10 protein-coding genes are annotated in these 10559 nt (G+C 73.8%); all 10 read right to left on the bottom strand.

Annotation, left to right across the window (positions count from 1 at the left end):
- The coding region (locus tag GL263_RS13660) for an NADH-quinone oxidoreductase subunit N (RefSeq protein ID WP_182855957.1) at positions 1-1535 on the bottom strand (1535 nt) is incomplete at its 3' end.
- A complete protein-coding gene (locus GL263_RS13655; RefSeq protein ID WP_182855956.1) occupies positions 1532-3289 on the bottom strand; it encodes a complex I subunit 4 family protein in 1758 nt (585 codons plus the stop codon). The genes GL263_RS13660 and GL263_RS13655, both read right to left, overlap by 4 nt.
- 3 nt (positions 3290-3292) lie before the next feature.
- Positions 3293-5275 (bottom strand): NADH-quinone oxidoreductase subunit 5 family protein, encoded by a 1983-nt coding sequence (locus tag GL263_RS13650; protein WP_182855955.1) that lies wholly within the window; start codon positions 5273-5275, stop codon positions 3293-3295.
- Positions 5272-5676, bottom strand: coding sequence for an NADH-quinone oxidoreductase subunit NuoK (gene nuoK, locus GL263_RS13645; RefSeq protein ID WP_182855954.1), 405 nt, complete (start codon positions 5674-5676; stop codon positions 5272-5274). The genes GL263_RS13650 and nuoK overlap by 4 nt, the downstream gene beginning before the upstream one ends.
- A 2-nt stretch (positions 5677-5678) precedes the next feature.
- Positions 5679-6230: an NADH-quinone oxidoreductase subunit J family protein gene (locus GL263_RS13640; RefSeq protein ID WP_182855953.1), complete on the bottom strand. Its 552-nt coding sequence runs from the start codon at positions 6228-6230 to the stop codon at positions 5679-5681.
- Entirely contained in the window at positions 6227-6826 is a 600-nt protein-coding gene (locus GL263_RS13635; RefSeq protein ID WP_182855952.1) for a NuoI/complex I 23 kDa subunit family protein, read from the bottom strand. The genes GL263_RS13640 and GL263_RS13635 overlap by 4 nt, the downstream gene beginning before the upstream one ends.
- Entirely contained in the window at positions 6826-7785 is a 960-nt protein-coding gene (locus GL263_RS13630) for a complex I subunit 1/NuoH family protein (RefSeq protein ID WP_182855951.1), read from the bottom strand. The genes GL263_RS13635 and GL263_RS13630 overlap by 1 nt, the downstream gene beginning before the upstream one ends.
- Positions 7785-9275: an NADH-quinone oxidoreductase subunit C gene (locus GL263_RS13625; RefSeq protein ID WP_228456488.1), complete on the bottom strand. Its 1491-nt coding sequence runs from the start codon at positions 9273-9275 to the stop codon at positions 7785-7787. Before GL263_RS13625 ends, GL263_RS13630 begins: the two co-directional genes overlap by 1 nt.
- Before the next feature lie 122 nt (positions 9276-9397).
- Positions 9398-10066 carry an NADH-quinone oxidoreductase subunit B gene (locus tag GL263_RS13620; RefSeq protein ID WP_182855950.1) on the bottom strand — a complete coding sequence of 223 codons (669 nt, stop codon included), beginning with the start codon at positions 10064-10066 and terminating at the stop codon, positions 9398-9400.
- A complete protein-coding gene (locus GL263_RS13615) occupies positions 10057-10428 on the bottom strand; it encodes an NADH-quinone oxidoreductase subunit A (protein ID WP_143651409.1) in 372 nt (123 codons plus the stop codon). Before GL263_RS13615 ends, GL263_RS13620 begins: the two co-directional genes overlap by 10 nt.
- Positions 10429-10559: the final 131 nt, after the last annotated feature.

Raw genomic sequence — 10559 nt, 5'->3', positions numbered from 1 at the left:
CCCGTGCCCTCGGCGGCCGGAGCGGCCTCCGGGGCGTGCGGCGCCTCCGGGGCGTGCGGCGCCTCGGGGAGGTGCGGGGCGGGTTCGGGGCGCTGGAAGAGGAGGGCGGTCCAGCGGAGGTAGTAGACGAGGCCGATGACCACGTTGACGGCCATCACCACCGCGAGCCAGCCCAGCCCGGCGTCCACGGCGGCGCCGAACACGGCCACCTTCGCGAAGAGCCCGACGACGCCCGGCGGCAGCCCGGCCAGGCAGAGCAGGAAGAAGGCGAGGGCGAGCGCGAGCAACGGGTGGGTGCTGTAGAGGGCGCGGTGGTCGAGCAGCCGGTTGGCGCGGGCACCGCGCGCGACGTGGATGACCACGGCGAACGCGCCGAGGTTCACGGCCGCGTACATCAGGGCGTACGCGAGGGTGGCGCCGACCGCGCGCATCGGCGCGTCGGCCCAGGCGGCGGCCGCGATCGGCACGACCAGGTAGCCGGCCTGGCCGACGGAGGACCAGGCGAGCAGCCGTACCGCGCTGTCGCGGGTGTCGGGGCGCTGCCGCATGGCGGCGACGTTCCCGACGGTCATGGTGAGGGCCGCCAGCACGGCGAGCACCGGGCCCCAGGTGGTGGCGTAGGTGGGGAACGCCAGGATGGTGACGAGGATGAGTCCGCCGAAGCCGACGGTCTTGCCGACGACGGACAGGTACGCGGCGACGGGCACCGGCGCGCCGACGTACGTCTCGGGCACCCAGAAGTGGAAGGGGACGACGGCCGTCTTGAAGGCGAAGCCGACCAGGGTGAGGGTGACGCCGACGGCGGCGAGCGTGGTGAGTCCGGCGTCGACGACGGGCAGCGCGGTGGCGATGCGGCTGAGGTGCAGGCTGCCGGTGGCGGCGTAGACGAAGCTGACGCCCATCAGCGTGACCGCTGTGGCGGTGACGGAGGAGAGGAAGAACTTCAGCGCGGCCTCGGACGCCCGCCGGTCGCCCTGGCGCAGGGTGACCAGCGCGAAGGTGGGCAGCGACGCGACCTCCAGGGCGATGACCAGGGTGGCCAGGTCGCGGGAGGCGGGCAGCAGGGCGGCGCCGGCGGCGGTCGACAGCAGCAGGAACCAGAACTCGCCGCGCGGCAGGTCGGCGTCCCGTACGACGACGAGGGACAGCAGTGCGGTGACCAGCGCGGCGCCGAGGACGAGGAGCTGCACGACCAGCGCGAGGGTGTCGGCGCTGTAGCTGCAGAGGGCGGGGTCGGTGGTGAGGCAGAAGGTGCCGCGGTCCTCGCCGACGAGCGGCAGCAGGCTGAGGCAGGCGAGGGCGAGCGCGGCGACGGCTCCCCAGCCGAGCAGGCGCTTGCGCGCGCCGGTCAGGAAGAGGTCGGCGACCAGCAGGACGAGGGCGGAGACGGCGACGATCGTCGGTGGCGCGATGGCGACCCAGTCGACGGACTGGATGAGGCTGCCGGCGGCCGGCACGTTGTCGGCGGCACGCAGCAGGGTGTCCGCGTGGAGGTGCGCGTCCGCGTCGAGGAGGGCGTCGGCGGCGTACGTCATCGGCTGACTCCTGGCAGCAGGTTCTGCACGGCCGGGTCGGTGAGGTGCAGAAGGACCGCGGGCCACAGGCCCGCGAGCAGCGTGAGGGCGACCAGCGGCGTCCAGGCGGCGAACTCGTAGCCGCGCACGTCGGGCAGCGCGCCGGTGGTGGGCGCGGGCACGGGCTCCGGGGCGCCGGCGCGTTCCTCGTCGGGCACGCCGGGCGCGGCGGCGCCCGCGTCTTCGGCGGCGGTGCCGGGCGCGCCGACGGCGGCCGGGGCGCGCTCCCCGGTGCCGTCCGCGCCCGGCGCGCCGGAGCCGGCAGCGGGCACGGCGAGCGCTGGCGCGTGCGCCGGGTCGCCCATGCAGACCCTGCGCACCACAAGCAGCAGGTAGGCGGCGGTGAGCAGGGTGCCGAAGCCGCCGACGGCCATGAAGACCAGGTAGGCGGGCCGGCTGAGCCCGTCCGCCGGGTGGAAGGCGCCGAGGAGGGCCAGCATCTCGCCCCAGAACCCGGCGAGGCCGGGCAGGCCGAGGGAGGCGACGGCGGCGAAGGCCAGCAGCCCGCCGAAGCGGGGGGCGCGCGCGTACAGGGCGGCGCCCCGGTCGGCGGCGAGCCGGTCCAGGTCGGTGGTGCCGGTGCGTTCCTTCAACGCGCCGACCAGGAAGAACAGCAGTCCGGTGATCAGCCCGTGGGCGACGTTGGCAAAAAGCGCGCCGTTGACGCCGGTCCGGGTGAGGGTGGCGATGCCGAGGAGCACAAAGCCCATGTGGCCGACGGAGGAGTAGGCGATGAGCCGCTTCAGGTCGCCGCCGGCGCCCTGCCGGACGAGCGCCAGGCAGGCCAGCGACCCGTAGACGATGCCGACGGCGGCGAACGCGGCCAGGTAGGGCGCGAAGTAAGCGGCGCCCTCGGGCGCGATCGGCAGCACGATCCGCACCAGCCCGTAGGTGCCCATCTTCAGCAGCACGCCGGCGAGCAGGACGGAGCCGACGGTCGGTGCGGCGGTGTGGGCGTCGGGCAGCCAGCTGTGCAGCGGCCACATCGGGGTCTTCACGGCGAGGCCGACGCCGATGGCGAGGACCGCGACGAGCTGGGTGGTCCGGCTGAGCGAGGCGCCGTTGTCAGTGGCGAGTGCCACCATGTCGAACGTGCCGGCCTGCAGGCCGACGAGCAGCAGCCCGAGGAGCATGACCACCGAGCCGAGCAGCGTGTAGAGCACAAAGCGCCAGGCGGCCCGGGCCCGTCCCTCGCCGCCCCAGCGGGCGATGAGGAAGTACATCGGGATGAGGACCATCTCGAAGGCCAGGAAGAAGAGGACGAGGTCCAGCACCGCGAAGGTGGCCAGGACGCCGGTCTCCAGGACGAGCAGCAGCGCGACGAACGCCTTCGCGGAGGGGGCGTTCTCGGGGGGTTTGACGAAGTAGGAGTACAGCGCGCAGAGGAAGGTCAGCAGCGCGGTCAGTACGAGGAGGGGGAGCGAGATGCCGTCGACGCCGAAGTGCAGTCGGACGCCGAACGCCGGGATCCAGCTGATGTCCGACTCCGCCTGCATGGCGCCGGGCCGGTCGAGGTCGAAGCCGGCGGCCAGGACGAGGGCGCCCAGCAGGACGGCGCCGGTGACGGTGACGCCGTGCCGCAGGACGGCCTGTTCGGGGTCGCGGCCGCGCAGGCCCGGCGGGGCGGGCAGCAGGGCGGCGCCCGCGCCGATCAGCGGCAGGACGACCACGGCCACCAGCAGGAGCTGGAGCACGGTCTCGTTGAGGGTGATCACGGGTCACGCTCCGGCGGCGAGTACGGCGACGGCCAGGACGACGGCTCCGGCCAGCAGCACGCTCAGGTACGTCTGCGCGTTGCCGGTCTGGGCGCGGCGGGCGAGCGTGCCCAGCCAGCCGGGCAGGGTCGCCGCGCCGCGCACGTACGCGTCGACGACCTCCCGGTCGAGGAAGTCCACCAGTCGGGCGCCGCCGCGCACCGGTGCGACGAACATCCGGTCGTAGGCGGCGTCCAGGTGGAAGCCGGCGCGGGCGGGCTGGTGCAGCGGTCCGAGCAGGGCGGGCGTCGGGTCGGGGGTGCGGCCCACCGCCGTGGCCTGACGCCAGGCCGCGTAGGTCACCAGGGCGCCGATGAGCGCGAGCCCGGTGCCGAGCACGGAGGTGGTCAGGGTCGGCGCCAGGCTGGGGCCCGCGAACCAGTCGGCGAGCCAGCCGTAGAGCAGTCCGAACGCGAGGGAGGGCACAGCCAGCAGCCACAGCACGGCGTTCATGGGGGTGGTCGCGGCGGTGCCCGGGTGGGTCTGGGCGCGGGCCTCGGGTCCGGCGCCGCCGGCGGTCACCGGCGTGTCGGGCACGTCCAGTTCGGTCGGGGCGACGGTCGCGGCGGCCGGGGACCGGCCGGCCCAGGCGAGCAGCCACAGCCGGGTGGCGTAGGCGGCGGTGAGCAGCGCGGTGGCCAGCCCGGCGACGAGCACGATCCAGCCGGCGGCGACCGGGATGCCGGCGACCGGGTCGAGCGCGGCGTGCTCGGCGGCGGCCAGCACGGCCTCCTTGGAGAAGAAGCCGCTGAATGGAGGGATGGCGGCGAGCGCGAGCAGACCGATCGTCATGGTCCAGAAGGCGTCCGGCGCGCGGCCGCGCAGGCCGGAGGTGCGGGCCATCGCGGTCAGCGACCCGGTGCCGGCGGCGGCGATCAGCACGCCGGCGGCGAGGAACAGCAGCGCCTTGAAGGCGCCGTGGGAGAGGAGGTGGAAGGTGGCGGCGGAACGGTTGCCGACGGCGAGGGCGCCGGCGAGATAGCCGAGCTGTCCGATCGTCGAGTACGCCAGGACGCGTTTCACGTCGTCCTGGGCGAGCGCGGCGAGCGCCGAGCCGACCATCGTCAGCGCGGCCATCACCGCGAGCACGACCAGCGCGGCGGCGGACGCGGTGAACACCGGCAGCAGCCGGGCCACGACGTACACGCCGGCGGCGACCATCGTCGCCGCGTGGATCAGCGCGGAGACGGGCGTCGGGCCGGCCATCGCGTCCGGCAGCCAGCTGTGCAGGGGGAACTGCGCCGACTTGCCGGCGACCCCGGCGAGAAGCAGCAGCGCGATCACCGTGGGGTGGCTGAGTTCGAAGTCGGAGAGCTGGGAGGTGAGGCGGGTGGTGATCGTGGAGATCCGGAAGGTGCCGGCCTCGGACGCCAGCGCCAGGATGCCGATCAGGAAGGGGACGTCACCCAGCTTGGTGACCAGGAACGCCTTGAGGGAGGCCGAGCGGGCCGCCGCCGTCTCCCAGTAGTGACCGACCAGGAAGTAGGAGCAGATGCCCATGACCTCCCAGCCGACCAGCAGCACGATGAGGTCGTCGCTGTAGACGACCAGCAGCATCGCGGCGGTGAACAGGGACACCAGGGCGGCGTAGGAGGGGTAGCGCCGGTCGTCCCGCAGGTAGCCGGTGGAGTACAGCTGGACGCAGGTGGCGACGAGGCCGACGAGCACGGCCACCAGGACCGCGAAGCCGTCCAGGTGGAAGGCGAGGTCGATCGGCAGCAGTGCGTTGCCGGTCGGCGTGAGCTCGGTGGCGGCGTTGATCGCGTCCGGGCCCACTCCCCCGCCCTGCCGCACCGCCACGAGCACGGCCAGCGCGAAGGCGGCGACGGTCGGCAGGACGGCGAGCGGGCGTACGAAGCCGGGCGCGCGGCGGCCGGCGGCGAGGCCGGCGCAGGCGCCGAGGAAGGGGAGCAGCGGTACGAGTACGGCGAGGGTCGTGGTGCTCACGCGGTGACCTCTCCCTTCGGCGCGGCGGCGGCCGACGCCGTCGGTCGGGACGTGTTGTCACCCGCGTCGCCGTCGCTGTTGTCGTCGCCCGGGTCGCGTTCGACGAGGTCGCGCAGCTCGTCCAGGTTGGAGCTGCCCCGGTTGCGGTAGACCAGCAGCACGATCGCCAGGCCGATGCCGATCTCGGCGGCGGCGACCGCGATGGTGAACAGCGTCAGCGACTGGCCGGCGTGCAGTTCGTCGCGCAGCCAGACGTCGAAGGCGACGAGGTTGAGGTTGACCGCGTTGAGCATCAGCTCGACGGAGATCAGCACCAGCACGACGTTGCGTCGGGCCAGCACCCCGTACAGGCCGACGCTGAACAGCAGCGCGGCCAGCACGGCGGGATAGGCGAGATGCATGTCTAGCGCCGCTCCTTCTTCCGTCGGGACAGCACGATCGCGCCGACCAGGGCGGCGAGCAGGAGCAGCGAAAGCGCCTCGAACGGCAGCACCCAGTGCCGGAACAGGCTGCGGCCCACGATCTCCGTGGTGCCCTGCGGCACGTCCAGTTCGATCCACGCCGTGCGGAAGGCGTCCACGACCACGGTGACGAGCGTGGCCGCCGTGGCGAGCGCGACGGCCAGGGCGACCCAGCGGTTGCCCGAGTCCGCGTCCGGCGAGGGCCCGATGGGCGCCTTCGTGAGCATCAGCCCGAAGAGAAGGAGGACAACAACCGAGCCCACGTAGATCAGCACCTGCACCCAGGCGATGAACTCGGCCGTCAGCAGCAGGTAGAGCACGGCGATGCCGCCCAGCGCGACCACCAGCCACAGCGCGGCGTGCACGAGCTGGCGGCTGGTCACCGCCAACACGGCCCCGCCCAGCGTGACCAGGCCGACCAGGAGGAACGTGATCTCCACACCGGTGGGCGACAGGAAGCCGCGCTCGGCGCCCAGCAGGACAAGCCCGCTCATGCGTCTCCCCCGCCCTCGCCGGCCGCGGACTCGCCGCTCGCGGACTCGCCGCTCGCGGACTCGGCGGCCGCGGCCTGCGCGGCGGCCAGCTTGTCGGCGGCCTTCCGCGCGGCGGCGATCTCCTTCGGCTCCTCCGCCGCGTCGTCCAGCGGCGGCGGTTCCGGCACGGTCCACATCCACTCGCGGAGCTTGTCCCGCTCGTGGGTGAGGTCGCGGATGTCGGTCTCGGCGTACTCGAACTCCGGCGACCAGAACAGCGCGTCGAAAGGGCACACCTCGATGCAGATACCGCAGTACATGCAGAGCGAGAAGTCGATCGCGAAGCGGTCGAGCACGTTGCGGCTGCGCTCCCGGCCGCCGGGCGCGGCGGCGGGGAGGGTCTCCTTGTGCGAGTCGATGTAGATGCACCAGTCCGGGCACTCGCGGGCGCAGAGCATGCAGACCGTGCAGTTCTCCTCGAACAGCCCGATGACGCCGCGGCTGCGCGCGGGCAGTTCGGGTTGCACGTCCGGATAGTGCGCGGTCACCGAACGGCGGGTCATCGTCCGCAGGGTGACGGCCAGGCCCTTGGCCAGACCGGAACCGGGGAGGCCCATCAGAGGAACACCACCTTCACGACGCCGGTGAGCGCGATCTGGAACAGCGCCAACGGCACCAGGCACGTCCACGCGAACCGCTGGATCTGGTCGGCGCGGAGACGCGGCCAGGCCACCCGCATCCAGATCACGAGGAAGCACAGGGCCGCTGTCTTGAGCAGCATCCACAGCCAGCCGAGCTGGTCGGCGAACGGGCCGTGCCAGCCGCCGAGGAAGAGCACCGCCGTCAGCGCCGAGATCACCACGATGCCGGCGTACTCGGCGAGCATGAACAGCGCGAACCGCAGACCGCCGTACTCCGTCAGCGGGCCGAAGATGATCTCCTCGGGCGCGAGCGGCGCGTCGAACGGCGGCCGGTGCAACTCGGCGATACCGGCCGTGAAGAAGACAAACGCGCCGATCAGCTGCCAGGGCAGCCACCACCACTGCCAGCTCTCCAGCATGCCCGGCAGCGACAGCGTGCCGGCCGCCATCGCCACCGAGGCGGCGGCCAGCAGCAGCGGCAGCTCGTACGCCAGCAGCTGGGCCGCGGTGCGCATACCGCCGAGCAGCGAGTACTTGTTCGCCGACGCCCAGCCGCCCATCACCTGGCCCAGCACGCCGACGCCGAGCACGGCCAGCACAAAGAAGATGCCCGCGTCGACGACCTGCCCGACAACGCCGTTCGGCGCGATCGGGATGGCGATCAGTACCAGCAGGTACGGCACCAGCGCGACGGCCGGCGCGAGTTGGAACACGCGGCGGTCGGCGGCCGCCGGCACCACGTCCTCCTTCTGCGCGAACTTCACACCGTCGGCGACAAGCTGCGCCCAGCCGTGGAAGCCACCCGCGTACATGGGGCCGACCCGGCCCTGCATGTGCGCCATGACCTTGTGCTCGGTCTGCCCGACCAGCAGCGGCAGCGTCAGGAACGCGACCAGCACGGCGAGCAGCCGCCACGCGACGTCGAAGAACTCCATCAGTCCTCGCCCTCCGGCCGATCAGCCTCGGAAGCCTCGGCGTCTTCACGACGCCCCGAGCCCGAAGCCCCGGAGTCACCCGCGCCGCCGTCGTCCGCCGGACGGTCGCCGCCCTCCGACGCGCCGTCCGCGCCCGTCGCAGGTCCGTCGCTGCTCTCCGCCGGACGGTCGGCGTGATCCGCCAGGCGGGACGCGTCACCCGCTGGGCCTTCGGCTTCCTGCGCCGCACGGTCCGCGTCCGTCGCCGAGCGGGCGGCGTCGTTCGCCGAGCGGGCGGCGTCGTTCGTCGGGCGGTCGGCACCCTCCGCCGGACGGCCGGCTCCCTCAGCCGGGCGATCAGCGTGCTCCGCCGGTGCGTCGGTGCTCTCCGCCGGGCGGTCGGCTTCCTTCGCCGGACGGTCGGCGGCCTCCGCCGCGCCGGGCGGAGTCGGCTCGTCGTGGGCAGGCTTCGGGTGGTGCCAGGGGGCGTCGGACGAGGCACGCCGGGGCGGGGCGGTCCGCTTGGTCTGTTCGGCCGCCGGGTCGCCGGCCGTGGGCTCCTCCGGAGCTGGTGCCGGTGTCGGTTCGGCGGCCCGCTGCGAGGCGGAGCCCTCCGAGGCGCTGCGGGACCGGCGCGGTCCGGCGGCCGCCGGACCGCCGGCCGAAGGTCCGGTGGCGGAGGACTCGGCGGCCGACCCGGCCGCCCCCGAACCGCCCGTCGCCGGGCGCTGGCTCGCGGAACCCTCGCCCGCGCTACGGGCACGACGTGCCGGACGCTCGCCCGCGGCGGCACCTCCGGCAGCACCCGCCGCCCCTGCGGCACCCGCGGCACCCGCGGCACCCGCCTGGGACGCGGAACCGGCCGCGGCCGTGCGCGTACGGCGGGCGGGGCGCTCGCCGGCGGCGGCGCGGCCGCGCGCCGGCCGGGCCGGTGCGGGCGGCAGCTGCCCCTTCAGCGGGCCCCACTCGTTGGGGTCCGGTACGCCCGGCGGCAGCATCTGGCGCCGCTTGGGGCCGCTGTGGTCCGGCCCCTCGCCGGGCTCCTTCGCGCCCGGCCAGGCCTTGGCGACCCGGGCCGCGAGCACGAAGTCCTTCCGCAGCGGATGGCCCTCGAAGCCGTCCGGCAGCAGCAGCGGTGCCAGGTGCGGGTGTCCGGCGAACCGGACGCCGAACATCTCGTGGGTCTCCCGCTCGTGCCAGGCGGCGCCGGCGTAGACGTCGGTGACGGTCGGCAGTTCGGCGGCGTCGTGCGGCACGGTGGTGCGCAGCAGCAGCCGGCGGGGCGCGACGCCGCCCGCCGTCGGCAGCTTGACGACGTGCGCGGAGACGAGGAAGCCGGTGCCGGGTTCGTCGACGGCGCTCAGCCAGTCGAAGTAGCCGCAGCCGAGGTCGTCCCGGGCGGTGGTGAGGGCGTGCTTCCAGCGTTCGGCGGGCACGTCCACGGTCAGCAGGTCGTACGCCTCGGCCGCGCTCGCGCCCGGCCCGAAGACCTGGGGCGCCGGCGCGGGCAACCAGCCGACGGCGACCTCCGCGGCCTCGGGCGCCTCCGCACCGCCGTCAGCGCCGGCGCCCTCGACGCCCTCGGCGTCCTCGACGCCCTCGGCATCCGGGTCCGGCCGGTTCGCTTCCTGACTCACTTCTCCGCCTCTCCCGCCTCGCCGCCACCGGTCCCGGGCGCCGTGGGCGTCGACGGCTCGGCGTGCTCCGCCGTCGCGGGCTTCGCGGGCGTCGGCGGCGGGGTGACCAGGCCGCTGGCCAGCGCCGCCGGCGAGGCCGCCGGGCCGCCAGCCCGGCCGTAGCGGTCGCCCAGCGACTCCTCGGCGATCTTCTCCTGGAGCTTGAGGATGCCCTGCAGCAGCGCCTCGGGCCTCGGCGGGCAGCCGGGCACGTACACGTCGACGGGGATGATCTGGTCGACGCCCTTGGTCACCGAGTACGAGTCCCAGTACGGCCCGCCGCAGTTGGAGCAGGCGCCGAACGACACCACGTACTTCGGCTCCGGCATCTGCTCGTAGAGCCGCTTCACCGCGGGCGCCATCTTGTCGGTGACGGTGCCGGAGACGACCATCAGGTCCGCCTGGCGGGGGCCCGGCGCGAACGGGATGACGCCCAGCCGGATGAAGTCGTGCCGGGACATCGACGCGGCGATGAACTCGATCGCGCAGCAGGCCAGGCCGAAGTTGAACACCCACAGGCTGTAGCGGCGCCCCCAGTTGAGGATCACCTTCATGGGTTCCGGCGCGAGCCGGGCCAGGGCGCCCAGCCGGCGCGGTTCGGGGAGGTCGGCGCGTGTCACGTCCATGTGAGGACGCCCTTCTTCCATGCGTAGAGCAGACCGATGGCGAGCAGCCCGAGGAAGATGAACATCTCCACCAGCGTGGCCGCCCCGAACCCGGCCGCGGCGAAGATCGTCGCCCAGGGGAACAGGAAGATCGAGTCGATCGCGAAGATGACGTAGAGGAAGGCGTAGACGTAGTAGCGGACCTGGGTGTGCGCCCAGTCCTCCCCCACCGGGTCGACGCCGCACTCGTAGGTCAGCATCTTCTCGCGCGTCGGCACGACGGGCCGCAGCAGCCGCCCGCCGGCGAAGGCCACGGCGACAAAGAGCACGCCGACGACCGCCACCAGCCCGACGACCGAATAGCCGTGGAAGTAGTCCGGCACGACACCCGTCCCTGTTGTCTCGTGTCCCGTCTCGCGGTCAGCCCCGCCGTCCGTTCCGCGTGCGCGTCCGGCGCTGCCACGGTTCCGGGCCGACGATCTGTACGCACGGGAGTCTAGGCCCTGACCAGCCG

This window comes from Streptomyces durbertensis (assembly GCF_014156695.1).
Taxonomy (GTDB): domain Bacteria; phylum Actinomycetota; class Actinomycetes; order Streptomycetales; family Streptomycetaceae; genus Streptomyces; species Streptomyces durbertensis.
This window is presented reverse-complemented; position numbering and strand designations above follow the sequence as displayed.

What these genes read in the sequence shown, in the direction of transcription:
- GL263_RS13635 (WP_182855952.1), bottom strand. Translation starts at nt 6,826, where the DNA reads ATGGGCCTCCCCGGTTCCGGTCTGGCCAAGGGCCTGGCCGTCACCCTG.
- nuoK (WP_182855954.1), bottom strand. Translation starts at nt 5,676, where the DNA reads ATGCATCTCGCCTATCCCGCCGTGCTGGCCGCGCTGCTGTTCAGCGTC.
- GL263_RS13640 (WP_182855953.1), bottom strand. Translation starts at nt 6,230, where the DNA reads ATGAGCGGGCTTGTCCTGCTGGGCGCCGAGCGCGGCTTCCTGTCGCCC.
- GL263_RS13620 (WP_182855950.1), bottom strand. Translation starts at nt 10,066, where the DNA reads ATGGACGTGACACGCGCCGACCTCCCCGAACCGCGCCGGCTGGGCGCC.
- GL263_RS13630 (WP_182855951.1), bottom strand. Translation starts at nt 7,785, where the DNA reads ATGGAGTTCTTCGACGTCGCGTGGCGGCTGCTCGCCGTGCTGGTCGCG.